Source organism: Streptomyces sp. NPDC001903 (genome assembly GCF_042891345.1).
Taxonomy (GTDB): Bacteria; Actinomycetota; Actinomycetes; order Streptomycetales; family Streptomycetaceae; genus Streptomyces.
The window spans coordinates 458,456-475,857 of record NZ_JBIASZ010000004.1; the positions used below are offsets into that span (position 1 = coordinate 458,456).

Annotated in this window: 13 protein-coding genes; 10 read left to right on the top strand and 3 right to left on the bottom strand. The window is 75.1% G+C overall.

Going from position 1 to position 17,402, the window contains the following annotated elements:
• The first annotated feature begins 42 nt into the window (after window positions 1–42).
• From ACFYZS_RS11790 to ACFYZS_RS11835, 10 genes are all read left to right on the top strand, one after another.
• Entirely contained in the window at window positions 43–2,076 is a 2,034-nt protein-coding gene (locus ACFYZS_RS11790; protein ID WP_389009864.1) for a BTAD domain-containing putative transcriptional regulator, read from the top strand.
• Window positions 2,077–2,170: 94 nt separating this feature from the next.
• Entirely contained in the window at window positions 2,171–3,478 is a 1,308-nt protein-coding gene (gene purB / locus ACFYZS_RS11795; RefSeq protein WP_389009867.1) for an adenylosuccinate lyase, read from the top strand.
• Window positions 3,465–3,869 (top strand): GNAT family N-acetyltransferase, encoded by a 405-nt coding sequence (locus ACFYZS_RS11800; protein ID WP_389009870.1) that lies wholly within the window; start codon window positions 3,465–3,467, stop codon window positions 3,867–3,869. The genes purB and ACFYZS_RS11800 overlap by 14 nt, the downstream gene beginning before the upstream one ends.
• 87 nt (window positions 3,870–3,956) lie before the next feature.
• Complete coding sequence (locus ACFYZS_RS11805; RefSeq protein WP_389009873.1) at window positions 3,957–5,684, top strand: hypothetical protein; 1,728 nt, start codon at window positions 3,957–3,959, stop codon at window positions 5,682–5,684.
• Window positions 5,674–7,140: an amidase gene (locus tag ACFYZS_RS11810; protein WP_389009876.1), complete on the top strand. Its 1,467-nt coding sequence runs from the start codon at window positions 5,674–5,676 to the stop codon at window positions 7,138–7,140. Before ACFYZS_RS11805 ends, ACFYZS_RS11810 begins: the two co-directional genes overlap by 11 nt.
• Window positions 7,137–8,708: a glutamine synthetase family protein gene (locus ACFYZS_RS11815; RefSeq protein ID WP_389009878.1), complete on the top strand. Its 1,572-nt coding sequence runs from the start codon at window positions 7,137–7,139 to the stop codon at window positions 8,706–8,708. Before ACFYZS_RS11810 ends, ACFYZS_RS11815 begins: the two co-directional genes overlap by 4 nt.
• On the top strand, window positions 8,686–10,638 hold the full coding sequence (locus ACFYZS_RS11820; RefSeq protein ID WP_389009881.1) for an FAD/NAD(P)-binding protein: 1,953 nt from the start codon (window positions 8,686–8,688) through the stop codon (window positions 10,636–10,638). Before ACFYZS_RS11815 ends, ACFYZS_RS11820 begins: the two co-directional genes overlap by 23 nt.
• On the top strand, window positions 10,635–12,134 hold the full coding sequence (locus tag ACFYZS_RS11825) for a lyase family protein (protein WP_389009884.1): 1,500 nt from the start codon (window positions 10,635–10,637) through the stop codon (window positions 12,132–12,134). The genes ACFYZS_RS11820 and ACFYZS_RS11825 overlap by 4 nt, the downstream gene beginning before the upstream one ends.
• A gap of 8 nt (window positions 12,135–12,142) precedes the next feature.
• Window positions 12,143–12,826 (top strand): thymidylate kinase, encoded by a 684-nt coding sequence (locus ACFYZS_RS11830; protein WP_389009887.1) that lies wholly within the window; start codon window positions 12,143–12,145, stop codon window positions 12,824–12,826.
• On the top strand, window positions 12,826–14,061 hold the full coding sequence (locus ACFYZS_RS11835; protein WP_389009890.1) for an MFS transporter: 1,236 nt from the start codon (window positions 12,826–12,828) through the stop codon (window positions 14,059–14,061). Before ACFYZS_RS11830 ends, ACFYZS_RS11835 begins: the two co-directional genes overlap by 1 nt.
• A gap of 47 nt (window positions 14,062–14,108) precedes the next feature.
• Here ACFYZS_RS11835 and ACFYZS_RS11840 read toward each other — a convergent pair whose 3' ends face one another.
• The 3 genes from ACFYZS_RS11840 to ACFYZS_RS11850 are packed head-to-tail and all read right to left on the bottom strand — an operon-like array spanning window position 14,109 to window position 17,396.
• Entirely contained in the window at window positions 14,109–15,335 is a 1,227-nt protein-coding gene (locus ACFYZS_RS11840; protein ID WP_389009893.1) for a GNAT family N-acetyltransferase, read from the bottom strand.
• A gap of 52 nt (window positions 15,336–15,387) precedes the next feature.
• A complete protein-coding gene (locus ACFYZS_RS11845; protein ID WP_389009896.1) occupies window positions 15,388–16,437 on the bottom strand; it encodes a methyltransferase domain-containing protein in 1,050 nt (349 codons plus the stop codon).
• Complete coding sequence (locus ACFYZS_RS11850; protein WP_389009899.1) at window positions 16,434–17,396, bottom strand: TauD/TfdA family dioxygenase; 963 nt, start codon at window positions 17,394–17,396, stop codon at window positions 16,434–16,436. The genes ACFYZS_RS11845 and ACFYZS_RS11850 overlap by 4 nt, the downstream gene beginning before the upstream one ends.
• Window positions 17,397–17,402: the final 6 nt, after the last annotated feature.

Sequence of the window (17,402 nt, forward strand, 5' to 3'; positions counted from 1 at the left end):
CTGCGTATTTTCCCGTGGGCGAGACATTACGGGGGCCATCACATGCTGGACGATCTCCAGTTCGATGTATTCGGTCCGCTGACCGTACGGCGGAACGGAGAGTTATTGGAAATTCCGCGGGCCAAGCACCGCGTCGTTCTGGCGGCCCTGCTGCTGCACGCCCCCCGCACGCTCACCGCGGAGGAGCTCATCCAGCAACTGTGGGGAGGGGAACCCCCGCTGACCGCGCGCAAGACCCTCCAGGGGTACATCGCCCGCCTGCGCAAACTGCTGGGCGCCGACGCGGTCGTCAGCCGGGCCTCCGGCTACGCGATCGCAATCGGCGCCGAGCGGCTCGACCTCGACCGGTTCAATACCTTCCTGCAGAAGGCGGAACTCACCGACGAACCCGCCGAGCGCGCACGCCTGTTCCGGTCGGCGCTGGAGCAGACCAACGGGACGCCGCTCGTCGGCATCCCCTCGGAATACCTCCAACAGGGCGACGGGGCAGCCTTGCTTGAACGCTGGCTGAATGCCACGGAAAGCTGGGCCGACGCGGAAATGGCGGTGGGTCGCCACACCGACGTGCTGCCCCGGCTCAGGGCTCTCGTATCGGAACACCCGTTCAGGGAAAGCGCGTGGAGCCGGCTCATGACGGCCCTGTACCGGGCCGGCCGCCAGGGCGAGGCACTCGCCGCGTACCAGGAGGCCCGCCGGCTGCTGGCCGACGAGCTCGGAGTGGAGCCGGGCGAGGAACTCCGCGCCGCGCACCGGCGGATACTCGCCGGGCCCACCCGGTCCGCCGCGGACCCGGACCCGGCGGCGGTGCCGGCCCGGCCCGCCCCCGCCGCTCCCGCCCCCTCCGGTTCCCGTCCGGGCGGCGCCGCCGAGGCGCCCGCGCGCCGGGGAGGTCCGTACACCCTGCCGCCGCGCCTCGCGGAGTTCGCCCGGCCCGGCATCGAGGCGGACCTGATCCGGCGGCTGCGCGAGGTCTCCCGGGAGGGCGCCGGGCGCACCGCCGCGCAGACGCTCAACCTGTACGGGGCCGCGGGCGTAGGCAAGACCACCATGGCGGTCCGCGTCGCCCACGCGGTCAGCGCGGCCTTCCCCGACGGCCAGCTGTACGTCGAGCTCCAGCGCGGCGACGCCTTCCGCGAACCGGCCGACGTACTGGGTGAGTTGATCCGCGCGCTCGGGGCCGGTCCCGGCGCGGTGCCCGCCGAGACCGGCGAGCGGGTGGCCCTGTACCGGGGGCTGCTCTCCCACCGGCGCGTGCTGATCGTGCTGGACGGGGCGCGCGACGAGGCGCAGGTACGGCCGCTGCTGCCGGCCTCGCCGACCTGCGCGGCCGTGGTGACGAGCCTGGAGATGCTGTCCACCCTGGGCGGCACCCGGCACGTGCGCCTCGGGCTGCTGACGGCGGAGGAGTCCCGCGAGATCCTGGCCCGGATCATCGGCCGCGAACGGGTGGCGGCCGAGGAGGGGGCCGCGCAGGACCTGGTGCGCTCGTGCGGCCGGCTGCCGCTGGCCATCCGGATCGTCGGGGCGCGCCTGCTGGAGCGGCCGCACTGGCGGCTGGAGACGCTCGCCCGGCGGCTGGAGTCGCAGCGCAGGAGGCTCGACGAGCTGGCGGTCGGCGACCTCGCCGTCCGCGACAGCCTGGCGGTCGGCTACGCGGCGCTGGAAGCCCCGGAGCGCAGGGCGTTCCGGCTGCTCAGCCTGTTGGAGACGGCCTCGTTCCCGGTACGGGTGGCAGCGGCCGCGCTGGGGCTGCCGGACGACCGTACGGAGGAGGCCCTGGAGCGGCTGACCGCGCAGCACCTGCTGGACGCCGACTTCGTCAAGGGCAGCGGGGTGCGCTTCTCGTACCACCCGCTGGTCCGGCTGTACGCGCGTGAGCTCACCTTCGACGTGGACTCGATGCAGAGCCGGCACGGCGCGGTGCAGAACGCGCTGGCCGCCTGGTACGCGAGACCGGCCGGAGCGCTCGTACCCCTGCGGGCCACCCCGTCCGCGAGCGGCTCGGCGGCCCGCGCCGCGGCCGTCGCCGCGGCCGAGGGCGGCCTGTTGCCACCGGAGCTCGGCTTCACCGCCTGAGCCGCGCGTGCCTCGCGGCCCCCACGAGCCCCGTTTCCCCCACGTCCCGTCCCCCGCCCTGCCGCCCGACGGGGAGAGCCGAGGAGAACCGACCTTGATCGAACGCTATTCCACTCCGGAGCTGGCCGAGCTCTGGACCGAGGAGCACAAGTACGCCATCTGGACGCGCGTCGAGGTACTGGCGACGACGGCCCAGGCCGGACTCGGCGTCGTGGACGAGGCCAGCCTGGCGGACATCCGCCGCGCCCCCGTCCCCGCCGTCGCACGCGTCCGCGAGCTGGAGCTCACCCGCGACCACGAGATCCTCGCGTTCCTCGCGGCGTACACGGAGACGATGCCCGTCGCCTCCGCGCGCTGGGTGCACCACGGGATGACGAGCTACGACCTCGTCGACACCGCCCTGGGACACCTCCTGGCCCGCTCGTGCGACCACGTGCTGGATGCCGCGCGCACGTTCGCCGCACTGCTCGTGGAGCGCGCCCTGGAGCACTGGGACACCGTGTGCATCGCCCGCACCCACGGCATCCACGCCGAGCCCACCACCTTCGGGCAGAAGCTCGCCGTGCACGCCTTCGCCCTCCACCGCTGCACCGCCCGGCTGACCGCCGCCCGCGCCGCCGTGGCCGTCGGCACCATCTCCGGGCCCGTCGGCACGTACGCGCACATCTCGCCGTACGTGGAGGAGTGGGTCTGCGGGCGGCTCGGGCTCGCGGTGGAGCCGATGCCCACCCAGGTCGTGGCGCGCGACCGGCACGCCGAGCTGCTCTCCGCGCTCGCCGTGACGGGCGCGGTCGTCGAGCAGTTCGCCCTGGAGATGCGGATGCTGCAGCGCACCGAGGTCGGGGAGGTCGACGAGCCGCGGACCAGTGCCTACCAGGGTTCGAGCGCGATGCCGCACAAGCGGAACCCGACGACCAGCGAGCGGCTGTGCGGTCTCGCCCGGATCCTGCGCTCCAACGCCGGGGCGGCCTACGAGAACGTCGCCCTGTGGCACGAGCGGGACCTCGCGCACTCCTCCGTGGAGCGGGTCATCCTGCCCGACAGCTTGACCGTGTCCCACTACCAGCTCGTCTCGGCCGCCGCGCTGCTGCGCGGACTGCGGGTCTTCCCCGAGCGCATGGCGCGCAACATCGACGCCACCCGGGGCCTGGTCTACAGCTCCGAGGTGTTCCTGGACCTCGTCGACGGGGGCCGGGACCGCGAGGAGGCCTACCGGCTGGTGCAGGCCGCCGCCACCGAGGCCTGGGAGCGCGGCACGAGCCTGGCCGAAGGGCTGGGCTCCCGCGGGGTGGACGTCACCGCCGATCACATGGACCCGCGGCGCTTCCTCAAGAACCGCGAGCACCTCAAATCCCGACTGGACGAACTGAGCAAGGAGCTGCAGCAGCATGTGGAAGTGTGAGCCCGTCGTCGGTGCCAGCCTCGACGTCGCCGAAGTCACCGCCCTGTACCGCGCGTCCACCCTCGGCGAGCGCCGTCCCGTCGAGGACGTCGAGCGGTTCACGCGGATGCTGGCCGGCGCCAATCTCGTGATCACGGCCCGCCTGGACGGGCGGCTGATCGGCATCGCGCGCTCGATCACGGACGGCTCGTACGTCACGTACCTGAGCGACATCGCCGTGGACGCCGAGTTCCAGCGCAGAGGCGTGGGCCGGGACCTGATCCGGGCCACCCGGGAGGCCGCGCCGCAGGCCAAGCTCGTGCTGCTCTCGGCCCCGGCCGCCGCCCTGTACTACCCGCACCTGGGGTTCAGCCGCCACGAGTCCGCATGGACCCTCGATGCGCTCGGCTGAACCCGGGTCCCGCGGGGCGGACCGGCCCGCCGGGCGGCCCGCCCCGATCCCGAACCGCCGTCGAATGACCTTCCGTAGGTGACGACAATGCAGCTGAAGACGCCCGGATTCGATGCCCAGGTCAAGGCCGCCGCCGAACGGGCCCGTGCCTGCGGCCTGGCCGCCGACGCGATACGGATAGCGGCCACCCTCGACGGGATGGTCCCCGAGCAGATCGGCCGAGCGGCCATGGGGCTCGGCGAGCGCGTGTACACGGAGATCGCCGAGTCCCAGGTCGCGGGCTTCGCCCCGACCGGCGGCCCCGAGACCACGCCCGACGACGGCGGCGGGGACCTGCTGGTGCTCACCGGGACCGGGCGGCTGCGCGTCGTCCCGGCCGGCACCCGGCCCGCCGGTCCCGAGGAGGCCGAGCCGCTCGGCACCCTCAAGTGGCAGAACCGGCCGGCGTCCCTGGGCCGGCTGTGGGCGCTGGCCCAGGACGTGCAGCGGATCCAGTTCGAGGAGGTCCACCGCTGGCTCGCCCAGCAGGACGCCGATTCCGTCCGGGCGCGGATCGACGCCGTCGGGCACGCCCTGCTCCACATGGCCCCCGTACTGCTCTACGTCGGCGACCGCTTCTACAGCAACCTCGGCAAGTTCAGCAATCTGCCCGGCCGTTCGCTGGCGGCCGGGGCCCAGGGCTCCGTGCTCACCGCGCTCCGGGCGGCCCCGGCCGCGCGGTGGGCCCCCGAGGACGCCACCTTCGTCGTCTGTCTGAACGCGCTCATCGGCTCGGGCTCCCCGGTCCGCGCCGAGGAGTTCAACGGCGTCCAGCTCACCCCGGACCTGCTCGCGGGCTTCCTCCGGGAACGCATCGAGACGTACGGGGCCCCGGTCCCGGACCTCGCCGGCCTGCCGACGGGCGCCGCGCTCGACGCCCTGGCCGCCGCCTGCGCCGCCGCGCGGGCGGAGCGGTTACGCGCGGGCGCCGTGTTCTACCGCGAGATCAACGGGGCCTCCCTGCACAAACGCGAGCGGATCATGGACGAGCCGCTCGGCTGGGACGAGCTCCCGGCGCCGGTGGCGGGGCTGCTCGCCGCCGCCGCGGGCCGGCCCTTCCCCGCGGCGGCGGCGCCCGCGACGGCCGCGGCGTACGCCGCGGAGGTCGTCGAGCGCGTCGTACGGCCGGCCCCGCCCGCCGGGTTCACCAGCGCGTACGAGGGGTTCCTGCACCGCTTCTTCGAGACCCTGGCCGGGGCCCTGGACTGCGACGTCGTGATGGGCCGCGGCCCCAAGAGCGTCGCCGTCCTGCACAGCGGCCACCCGGCCGAGGACCGGATCGCCCTGGCCACCCGCGATTTCTACTGCTGCGTCGCGCCCGGCACCGCCTTCGCCCGGAAGTTCGGCGAGGACCGGGCCGCGCTCGCCCGCACCCTCTCCGCGTACAGCGCGCGGATGCGCTACAACACCTGGCACTACCTGCCGCACAGCATGTCGTGGACCGAGGAGACCCCGGGCCGCGAGGACTGGTTCTTCGCCCCGATGACGGCCGACATCACCAACTGGTCCGACCAGCACCACACCGGGCACGTCACCTTCGGCGTCCGGCACGCCCTGCGCATCCCGCTCGGCATCGAGCTGGAGGGCGCGTACCGCCCCGGCCTCTACGACCTGCGGCTGCTGCGCACCTCCGGCGCCGAGTTCGAGCGGGCCGACCTGCGGGCGGCCATGGTGGCCGGGCGGATCCAGGCGCTGCTGCACCAGGCGGCCGCCGACCGGGGCCTGGAGGTCCGCGACTTCGACAACGGCTGGTACCGGGATTTCCATGGCGCCTGACCCGGCCGGACCGCCGTACGCGGACATCCCCGGGCTCCGCGCGGCCTACGGGGACGGCAGCCTGCTGCCCTCGGAGCACCTGGCCGCCACCTTACGCCTGCTGGACCGGTGGGAGCCGCGGATCGGTGCCTTCCTCACGCTAGCCCGCGAGCGCGCCACCGCCGAGGCGAAGGCCGCGGACCGGCTGCTCCACCGGTACGGGAACACCGTCTGGCGGGACCGGCCCCTCCTCGGCATGCCCGTCTCCGTCAAGGACCTGACCCCGACGGAGGGCATCCGGACCACCCGCGGCTCCCTGCTGCACGCCGACGCCGTGCCCGACCGGGACGCCCCCGCCGTGGCCCGGCTGCGGGCGGCGGGCGCCATCGTCATCGGCAAGACCAACACCTCCGAGGGCGGGTGGAGCGCGGCCGGCGTGAACCGGCTCCAGGGCCCGACCCGCAATCCGTGGGACCCCTCCCGCACCCCCGGCGGCTCCAGCGCCGGCGCGGCCGCCTCGGTGGCCGTGGGCATCGGGGTCGGCGCGACCGGCACCGACGGCGCCGGGTCGATCCGCATCCCCGCCTCCTTCTGCGGGGTCGTCGGGTTCAAACCCTCGCTGGGCCGGATCCCGTACGTGCCCCAGAGCCCGGAGGAGCTCTCCCATCTGGGCCCGCTGACCCGGACGGTGGCCGACGCGGCCCTGCTCACCCGGGTGATGTCCGGCTACCACCCCGCCGACCCGCTGTCCTTCGGGGCGTCCGGCGAGCCCCTCCGGGATCCGGGGGAGGCGGCCGGGCACCTGCCCCGCCTGCGCATCGGCTGGATCCCCTCGCTCGGCGATCCCGCGCCGCGGCCCGGCATCGCGGCCGTCGCCCGCCAGGCCGTGGAGGCGCTGGCGGCCCGGGGGCACGAGGTCGAGGAGATCCAGCCGCCGTTCGAGGACCCGTACCCGGCCCTGGAGACGATCCTGGCGGGCTGGGAGGCGGCCGCGCACCCCCACGACCTCGACGAGGTCGCGGGCCGGCTCGACCCCGGCCGCCTGCGCGTCATCCGGTACGGGCGCACGCTCAGCGCCGCCCGGCTGGCCCGGGCGTACGAGGCGCGCGCGGTGCTGCGGGCCCGCAGCCAGGCCCTGATGGAGCGGCACGACCTGTTGGCCATGCCGACCGTGGCCATCGAGCCGTTCGCCGCCGACCGGCACGAGCCGCCCGACCCGGTCCGCAAGGGCGCCCTGTCCTGGCTGGCCTGGGCCCCCGAGGCCTACACCTTCAACCTGACCGGCCAGCCCGCCGTGTCCGTCCCGGCGGGGCTCTCGCCCGAGGGCCTGCCCGTGGGCCTGCAACTGGTCGGCGGGCGGTGCGAGGACCTGCGGGTCCTGGCCGCCGCGTACCAGCTGGAGCAGGCGCGGCCCTGGCACCACCACTACGCGGAGCTCTCGGCGCGATCGCCGGAACCGGAGAAGGAACCGACATGACCAAGGCCACCACCGCCCGCGAGACCGCCGAGCGCCGCTACGCCCGCTTCGCCACCGGCAGCGTCGGCTTCGTCGAGCGCCACGGCCTGTGGAGCGCGGACCAGCGGGCCGCGGCGCAGGCCCTGGAGGAGACCCTGACGGAGCTGGAGTTCGTCCGGGTCGGCTTCGGTGATCCGCACGGGCTGATGCGCTCCAAGACCCTGACCGTCGACGCCTTCCGCACGGCGCTGGCCAACGGCATCGACATGAGCCCGGGACCCTTCGTCTTCGACACCGGGCACGCCGTGGGCGTCGACTTCTTCGCCCCCGGCGGCGGCATCGGCATACCCGAGCTGACCGGCGCCGGGGACTTCCTGATCGTCCCCGATCCGCTCACCTTCAAGGTGCTGCCGTACACCGAGGCGGCCACCGGCTGGGTCATCGCCGACGAGTACCTGCGCGACGGCACCGCCCACCCGCTCTCCAGCCGGGCCGTGCTGCGCCGCCAGTGCGCCCGCGCCGCGGAGCGCGGCCTGGGCTACGTGGTCGGCCTGGAGGTGGAGTGGTACGTGACCCGGCTGACCGGCCCGGAACACGGCCCGGGAGCCGCCGCGAAGGCCGCCGCGAGCGTCGGCGGATTCGGCGTCCAGGGGGAAGCGCCCGCCGTCGAACCGGTCGACGGCGGCTACCAGTTCAACCTGGACACCTTCACCGACGGCCTGATGCACCTCATCACCCCCCTCGCGCGGGCCCTGCGCGAGCTGGGGCTGCCGCTGCGCACCGTCGAGCACGAATCGGGGCCTGGCCAGCTGGAGTTCACCTTCAGTCCGATGGACGGCCTCGACGCCGCCGACGCGATGCTGCTCTTCCGTACGGTCGCCAAGCAGATCTGCGCCCGCCTGGGCCACCACGCCTCCTTCATGGCGCTGCCGCGGCTGGAGCGCTTCGACCCGAGCGGCTGGCACCTGCACCAGTCGCTGTTCGACACGGCGGCCGACCGCAACGTCTTCGTGCCGCTGCCGGGCGAGGGCGCCGTGCCGCTGTCGGAAGAGGGCCTGGGCTATGTCGCCGGACTGCTCGAACACGCCGCGGACACCGCCCTGTTCTGCATCCCGACCGTCAACGGGTACCGGCGGCTCGACGAGCGGTTCTCGCTCTCCCCGGACCGGATCGTGTGGAGCGCCGAGAACCGGGGCGCGCTGGTCCGGGTCCTCGGCGGTCCCGGCGAGGAGTCCACGCACGTGGAGAACCGGATCGGCGAGCCCTGCGCCAACCCGTACCTCTACCTCGCCGCGCAGCTCGCCGCCGGTCTGGACGGCATCGAGCGCGGTCTGCGGCCGGGCTCCCTCGCCGAGGACCCGCACGCTCCCACGGCGGCGGCGCTGCCGCGCGACCTGGCGGAGGCGGTGTCGGCGATGGAGGGCAGCGCCCTGGCCCGGGATCTGCTGGGCAAGCCGCTCCAGGACTGTCTGGCCCAGCTCAAACGCAGCGAGGTGGCCCGGTTCGGGGAGTGGCTGGCCGTCGCGGGGCCCGCCGGACCGGGCGAGACCACCGCATGGGAGCACCGTGAGTACTTCGGCACGTACTGACGAACACCCCGACGGGAAGGACTGGTTGACGGTCTGCGTCGTCGGGTCGGGCCCGCGGGGGCTGTCCGTCCTGGAGCGGCTCACGGCCAACGCCGGCGAGCTGCTGCCGGCCGGGGTGCGGCTGCGGGTCCACCTCGTCGACCCGCGGCCGGGCAGCGGACGGGTCTGGCGCTCCGACCAGTCGCGGCACCTTCTCATGAACACGGTCGCCTCCCAGGTGACCCTGTTCACCGACGACAGCGTGACGATGGCCGGTCCGGTGCGGCCCGGCCCGAGCCTGGCCGCATGGGCCGCCGACCCGGCCCTGCACGGCGGGGCCGCCCCCGCCGGGGACGAGGTGCCGGGGCCCGACGGCTATCCGACCCGGGCCCTGTACGGGCGCTACCTGGAGTGGGTGCTGCGCACGGTGGCCGGGCGGGGCCCGGCGGACGTCCGTACGCACGCCGCGCGGGCCGTCCGGCTCGACGCGGACACCTCCGCGCGGGGGCGGGACCGGGTGACCCTGGACGACGGCACGGTGCTGTCCGGGCTCGACGCCGTGGTCCTGGCCCAGGGGCACCTGCCGGTCTCCCCGACCACCGCCGAGGCCGCCCTCGCGCGGTTCGCGGCCCGGCGCGGGCTGCGCTACCTGCCGCCGGGGAACCCCGCGGAGGCCCGGCTCGACGGGGTCGCGCCCGGGGAGCCGGTCCTGCTGCGCGGCCTCGGGCTCAACTTCTTCGACCACATGGCCCTGCTGACGGAAGGCCGCGGCGGGGTCTACGAGGCCAAGGACGCCGGGCTGGTCTACCACCGCTCCGGGCGCGAGCCCGTGCTGTACGCCGGATCGCGCCGGGGCGTGCCGTACCAGGCGCGCGGGGAGAACCAGAAGGGCGCGCACGGCCGCCACCTCCCGCTCGTCCTCACCCCGGCGACGGTGGCCCGGCTGCGCCGCGGGCCGCGCCGGCCCGGCTTCCGGCGCGACATCTGGCCGCTGGTCTCCCAGGAGGTCGAGACCGTCTACTACGCGGCCCTGCTGCGGGCCGACGGCCGCCCCGAGGCCGCGGCGCGGCTGCTCGAACGCAGCGCCGCGGGGCCCTGGAGCCCGTACGACCGCGACCGGCTGCTCGACGCGCTGGGCGTGCCGCCCGGGCGGCGCTGGGACTGGGAGCGGGTCGCCCGGCCCTGCGGGGAGCGCCGCTTCGCCGACCGTGCCGCGTTCACCGGATGGCTGTTGGAGCACCTGCGCCGGGACGTGGCCGAGGCGCGTGCCGGGAACGTCGACGGCCCGTACAAGGCCGCCCTCGACGTACTGCGCGACCTGCGCAACGAGGTGCGGCTGCTGGTCGACCACGGCGGGATATCCGGCGCCGACTACCGCGACGAACTGACGGCCCGGTACGGGCCGTTGAACGCCCACCTCTCGATCGGCCCGCCTCCGCGGCGGATCCGGGAGGCGATCGCGCTGATCGAGGCCGGTGTGCTGACCGTGCTCGGCCCGGGCGCGGAGTTCGGCGCGGACGAGGCCGCCGGCCTCTTCACCGCCCGTTCGCCCCGGGTCGGCGCGGCCGCGGTGCACGCGCGGGCGTTCATCGAGGCCCGGCTGCCCGAGCCCGACGTGGTGCGCACCGAGGACCCGCTGCTGGGGTACCTGTACGCCACCGGCCAGTGCGTCCCGTACGTGATCGACGACGAGCACGGCCCCTACCGGACCGGCGGGATCGCGGTCACCGGGCGCCCCTACCACCTCGTCGACGCGGCCGGGGCGGCGCACGAGCGGCGCTTCGCGTACGGCGTGCCCACCGAGGGCGTGCACTGGGTGACCGCCGCGGGGGCCCGGCCGGGCGTCGACTCGGTGATCCTCGGCGACTCCGACGCGATGGCCCGCGCCGTCCTCGGCCTCGCCCGCGGGGCGGAGCGCCGCCACGACACGCTGACGAGGAGCACCACGTGACCGACCGCCCGACCACGCCCCCGGACGCGCCGCGGACCACGCCCCCGGACGCGCCCCCGGACACGGGCCTGCTCTCGCCGGTGCGGGCCGCCGCCGCCACCGAGGCGGCCCTCACCGACACCGCCTGGGCCCAGGCGATGCTCGACGCCGAGGCCGCCCTGGCCCGGGCCCAGGCCCGGCTGGGCACGGTCCCCGCGAAGGCCGCCGAGACGATCACGGCGTGCGCCCGGGCCGGGGCGGTCGACCTGCCCGCGCTGGCCGTACGGGCGCGCGGCGCCGGCAACCCGGTGGTCGCCCTGGTCGAGGAGTTCACGGCGGTGGTCGCGGCCGAGGACCCCGCGGCGGCGGAGTACGTGCACCGCGGCTCCACCAGCCAGGACATCCTCGACACCGGCGCGATGCTGGTCACGGCCCGCGCCCTGCGCCTCGTACGCGCCGAACTCGACCGGACGGCGGCGGCCCTGGCCGGCCTGGCCGACGCGCACCGGGGCACGCCGGCGGTGGCCCGCACCCTCGGCCAGCACGCCGTCCCCACCACCTTCGGCCTCAAGGCGGCGGGCTGGCTCGTCGCGGTGGTCGACGTACGGCGCCGGCTGGAGGCGCTGCTCGACGGGGGCCTGCCGGTCCAGCTCGGCGGGGCCGCGGGCACCCTCGCGGGCTACCTGGAGTACGCGCGGACGGCGGGGGCCCCCGCGGAGGCGGGCGCGTACGCCGGGGAGCTGATCGCCCTCTTCGCCGCCGAGACGGGACTCGCGGAGCCCGTGCTTCCCTGGCACACCCGGCGCACGCCGATCGGCGACACGGGCGCCGTCCTCGGGCATGCCGCGGCGGCGCTCGGTAAGTTCGCCACCGATGTGCAGACCCTGGCCCGCACCGAGCTCGCCGAGGTGGCCGAACCCGCCGGGGCCGGCCGCGGGGTCTCCTCCGCCATGCCGCAGAAGCGCAACCCGGTGCTCGCCGCGATGATCCGCTCGGCCGCCCTCCAGGTGCCCTCGCTGGTCCTCACGCTGACGCACTGCGCGGCCGCCGCCGAGGACGAGCGGCCCGCCGGGGCCTGGCACGGCGAATGGCAGCCGCTGCGGGAGGCGCTGCGGCTGGTGGGCGGGGCCGCGTGCACCGCGGCGGAGCTGGCCGAGGGGCTGGAGGTGCGTCCGGCGCGGATGGCGGCCAACCTGCGGCTCACCGGCGGCGCCGTCGTCACCGAGCGGCTGGCCGCCGTACTGGCCCCCGTACTCGGCAAGGCGGATGCGAAGCGCCTGGTCGGCCGGGTGGCCGTGGCGTCCGCCGAGAACGCGGACCCCCTCGTGGACCGGCTCCTCGCGCAGGCGCCCGAGCTGGCCGAGGAGTTCACCGCCGAGCAGCTGGAGCGGCTGCTCGGCCCGGCGGGGTACACGGGCGCCGCCGAGGCGCTGATCGACCGGGCCCTCGCGTACCACCGCATGGCTTCCGTACGGCGACAGCCCGTGGCGGATCTTCCGAAGGGAATCGAACAGTGATCGTTGCGATGGACGGACCCGACGGCGCGGGCAAGAGCACGCAGGTCAAGCGGCTGCAGAGCTGGGCCGAGGGCCAGGGCCTGTCGTTCCGCGTCGTCGGCAAGTGGCAGGTGTTCGCGGAGTCGGAGGTACCGCAGGCCCGCTTCCTGCGCGGCACCAGCCTCGACGAACTGCGGGTCTGCATCGCCGAGATGCCGAACCCGGCCCGGATGCTCTTCCTCGGCTGGCTCAACACCCTGGCCGCGGAACGCGCCCGTGCCGCCGAGGCGGACCTCGTCGTCCTCGACGGCTACTGGGTCAAGCACGCCGCCACCGAACTGCTGGCGGGCTGCCCCGAGGAGCTGGTCGACGCGATCGTCCACGCCATGGCCCCGGTGGACAGCGTCGTCTTCTTCGACGTGACCCCCGAGGAGGCGCTGCGCCGCAAGAAGGGCGACATCACCCCGTACGAATGCGGCCGGGACCCGCAGTGCCGGCCGGAGAGCTTCCTGAAGCACCAGGCGGCCGTCCGGGACGTCATGCTCGACTGGGCGGCCCGGCGCGGCTGGGACGTCGTACGGGCGAACACCGCCGAGGCGGCGGCGCAGCGGCTGCGCAAACTGCTGGCGCCCAAGCTGGGCGTCGAGGTCAACCCCCGTCCCGCGGAGGCCGCCCCCCGTCCGGCCGCCGTCGAAGCCCCGGCGGGCCACTGATGCTGCGCGACGGACGGAGCCTGAGACGCGGCCTGGCGGCCGCACTGTTCGTCCGCTATCTCGGGGCGGGCAGCTGGGCCCCTCTCCAAGTCCTGTTCTTCGTCCGGTCCGTGGGCCTGTCCACGGGCAACGTGGTCATGGGGCTGACGGCGGCCGGACTCGCGGGCCTGGTCGCCGGTCCGGTCGTCGGCCGGCTCGCCGACCGGTTCGGGCCGCGTGAGGTGGGGATCGCCGGACTGATCGCCCAGGCGGCCGCCGCCGGCGCGCTGCTGCTGGTGGAGGGCATGGCCGGGTTCCTCGTGGTGATCACCCTGATCGCCCTGGGGCGCGGCGCCTTCCCCGCGATCAGCGGGGCGCTCATCGCCTACGTCGGCGGTGAGGACCGGGTCGCCTACCGGGCGCGGATCTACTCCCTCCAGAACCTCGCCATGGTCTCCGGTTCGCTGCTCGGCGGGCTGGCGCTGCAGGCCGACACCCGGACCGCGTACGTGATCGCGATCTGCGCCGACGTCGTCTCGTACCTCGTCGCCGCGGCGCTGGTGGCCCGGCTGCCGCATCTGCCGCCGATCCCCAAGGAGCCGGGGAGCGGCCGGCACCACGCGCTCGCCGACCGCCCGTTCCTCGCGGTCAGCGTGCTGGCGGGGACCCTCGTCATGTTCGACGTCTTCATGACCGTGCTGATGCCGGTGTGGATCGCCGAGTACACGAAGGCGCCGCGCTGGACGGTGTCGCTGGTCTTCGCGCTGAGCTGCGCGCTGGTGGTCCTGCTCCAGACCAGGGTCGCCAAGGGGGTCGAGACCCCGCGCGACGGGGCGCTGGCCATGCGGCGCAGCGGTCCCGTCATCGCGCTGGCGATAGGGCTCGTCTTCGCGGCCGCGCACGTCCCGATGTACGGGGCGATGGGGCTGGTCCTGATCGGCACGGCGGCGCTGACCTTCGGGGAGATGCTGTTCACGGCCGGGGAGTACGCGCTGTCGTTCGGGCTGGCCCCCGAGCACGCGCAGGGCGAGTACCAGGGCGTGTTCTCCGTCGGGGTGGGCATCGGCGGGGCGGTGGCGCCGACCGTGCTGAACGCGCTGTGCCTGAGCGCGGGACCGCTGGGGTGGGCCGTGCTCGTCACGCTCATGGTCGCGGCCGGGGCGGCGGTGCCGCCGGTGGCGGCGATCGCGGAGCGCGGGCGCGACCAGCGCGAGAGGGAGCGGGAGGAGGAGCGGGAGCCCAGACCGGCCGGGTGAGCGTCGCGGCCGGCCTGGGCCGTCTTCGGGGCGGGCGAAGCGGGCTCCTACCGGCCGCGCGCGTCCACCAGCCGCGCCACCCGCGACTCGATCCCCGGGTCGTGGGAGGCGAACTCCCGCCGCCGCGCCGCCTCCTCGGCCCGTACGCGCTCCAGGACCGGCCCCGTCCACGGGGCGTCGAGGACGACCCCCCACAGGGGCTGGAGCCGGGCGGCCCGGGACACCTTGGCCTGGAAGGCGTCGCAGCTCAGGTCCACGCAGTGGTAGCCGTGGGCCGCCGCGTACTTCACGGCCTCGTAGTAGGTGAGGTTGAAGTAGAGCTTGGCCTCGCGGGCGATGGAGTCGTCGAGTCCGTGCGAGCGGGCGTACATGGTGTTCCCCCAGAAGAAGTACTGGGTGAAGCCCACCATCCGGTCGCCCTGGTAGGCGCCCAGGATCCGGCAGTTGTCGTCGAACAGCGTGGCCTGCTGGGCGAAGCGCTCCGACTCGCTCGCGTCGGTGACGGGGTGCCCGTACCGGATGAGCACCTGCGCGGAGAGCGGGCCGAGCAGGTGGTGGCACTCGGAGAGGCGCTTGACCTCGGTGCGGCAGCCGGCGTCGGTGTAGCGGCGCATCTCGCGGCGGATGGAGGTGAACTGGTGCGAGGTGAACCGCCTGCGGTACCCCTCCAGGCCGTCGGGGTCGACGGGCAGGACGGCGGTCGCGTCCATCATCACGACCTGGTCGCGGGGGCCCAGGTGCGGCAGCAGCCGTTCCACCGACTCGTCGGTGAGGTAGAGCAGGGCGGCGAGGCCGCCGTCGTCGGCGCCCAGCGTGCGGAACCGCTCCAGTACGGTCCGTACGCCCGCCGCGGCGAGCGGCTCGGGGGTGCCCGGGGCGACGATCACCTCGCTGGTGTAGCCGAGGCGGGTGCCGCCGAGGAGCAGCGGGCGCTCGGGCGTGGCGGGCTCGGCGGCGCCGGGGAACAGGACGGCGGGATCGTAGAAGTGCGGGACCTTCCCGGTGAAGCGGTGGGTGGGGAGCCCGACGGTGTACGAGCCGCCCGGGGCGGCGATCAGGTGGCGGGAGGTGGCGTCGGCCAGCTCTTCGCCGTAGAGCAGCCAGCGGTGGGTCGAGTAGAGGGCGGCGTCGCCCGCGAGGGCGTTCCACCGGTCGGTTTCCGCGTCCCGTATCGAGGTGAGCTCGACGAGCCCTGGGCTCCGCGAGCCGTTCCCTTCGTCGCCCGTGTCCCGCGTCCCGCCGCTGCCCGCGCCTTCCGTCCCTGCCGTCGTCACGCTGTGCGTCCTTCCCGATCGCGATCGAGTGCGCCGGTCACGGTAGCCACGTTCACGCGCCCGTGCGGTCGAGGACACGAAAGTCGGCCATCCCGGCGTCGATCCGCAGATAGGCCAGCCGGGCGGCCGTCGCGCCCCGGCTCGCGTACATGCCGACGGCGGCCGCGGTGAGCTCCTCGGGGTCGGCCTGCGGGTCCGTCTCCAGGTGGTCCGAGACCGTCGTCTGGACGAGGTCGGAGTCGGCGTCCACGGCCATCCGCTCGGTCAGCGTGACCGTCAGTCCGCAGCCGTTCGCCGCCGCCCAGGAACGCAGTTCGCCGTCGGTGACGAGCCGTTCGCCCGCCTGGAGGAGGAGCGCGGTCAGATGGGCCGTGCCGCCCGCGGCCAGGTGCCGGGTGAGTCCGGCGAGGACCCGGCGGCCCACGCCGAAGCCGTCCTCGCCGCCCTCGTGGGCGGCCTCCCGGCCCGGGGCCGCGAGGGTGGGCAGGAAGGGGATGTTCGCGATGACGTGGTCGTACGGTTCCGCCCCGGCCGGCAGCGGCTCGTACAGGTCGCCCACGAGGACCTCGATCCGGTCGGCCACCCCGTTGATCTCCGCGTTGAGCCGGGCCACTTCGGCGGTCTCGGGCAGCAGCTCCACCAGCGTGGCCCGGGCGCCGCCGCGGGCGGCGACGAGCCCCTGGAAGCCCGGACCGGAGCACAGGTCGAGCACCCGTGCCCCCGCCCGGAAGCCGGTGCGCCGGGCCAGCGCGACGGAGTCCCGGCCGAAGTAGTGGCGGACGGGGAAGGGGCTCGGGGGCTCCGCGAACAGCCACACCCCGGCGCAGCGGAACAGGCTGACGTCGATCAGCCGGACCTCGGCCCCGCTCTGGTGCGCGACCCCGCTCTTGACCAGGGCCGGCAGCGCCCCGGCGAGGGCGGGCGGCAGCCGGTCGGCCGCCGCGGCCTCCCCGAGCAGCAGGAACCCGGCGAGGGTGCGCAGTTCCCCGTCGAGGCCGCGGGCGCCGGCGGCCCACTGGCGGCGGTCCACCGAGTCCCCGGGGAAGTCGGCCAGGAATTCGGCGAGGCCGAGCCGTTCGAGCTCGGTGACGACCCGGGTCACCGGACGCCCCCGGCGGCGGTCCCGGCGTCGGCGGCGGGGGCGGCGGCGGTCCCGGCGGTTCCGGCGCCGGCCCCGGCCGCGCGCTGCGCCGGGAGACCGATCCAGGTGCGGAGCATCAGCCGCCCGCCGTCCGCCGCCCCGCCCTCGTCGAACGCGGTCCGGCCGTGCACGATCGAGCGGTTGTCGATGAAGATCATCTCGCCCGGTGCCAGCCGCCCGTGCGTCTGCAGATCGCGCCGCTCCAGCAGCGAGTCGAGCAGGTCCAGCGCCTTGACCTGCTCGGGCGTCAACTGCGGTACGTGCGGGTGCCGGTGCCCGATCTCGATGTAGTCCCGCAGGTAGTACATGCGCTCCCGGCCGTCCTGGAACTCCAGTACGGGGCGCTCGGTCGTGAGCGGAACCCCCGGCGTGTCGTCCCGGGTGTCGAAGTGGACGGGCAGCCGCAGCGTCGCGAGCTCCTCGGGGTGGCCCCGGAGGATCTCCAGCAGATCGCTCACGTGCACCGTGACGAGGGCCCCGCCGCTGGCGGCCTGCCGGACGCAGAACAGCGTGAAAATGTCCGGAAGCCGCCCCGGCCGGTGCGCCGCGTCCGTGTGCAGGCTGCCGCCCTGCCGGCTGTCCGAGTAGCGTCCGGTCGCGCCCTCGCCGAGCCGCACCCCCCGGTCCCGCACGTCCCGCAGCAGCGCCCCCGCGCCGTCCTGCGGCAGCAGGTCCCCCGCCAGCCGGGAGACCGCGACCGTGAACCGGCGCGCCTGCGCCTCGCTCAGGTGGTCCAGGCCGCTGAGCACGAAATAGCCGGGCCGGGCGTCGAGGTGGCGCCGTACGAGGTCCGCGAGGGTCTCCCCGAACTCCCGGTACCAGCAAGCGCGTACGTCCTCCTCCCCGCTGTCGGCGACGGCGGTCGCGAGCGCGCGGTCGACGGGGTGGCGGACGGTCGAGAACGGATCGTTGCTGTGCATATCGGA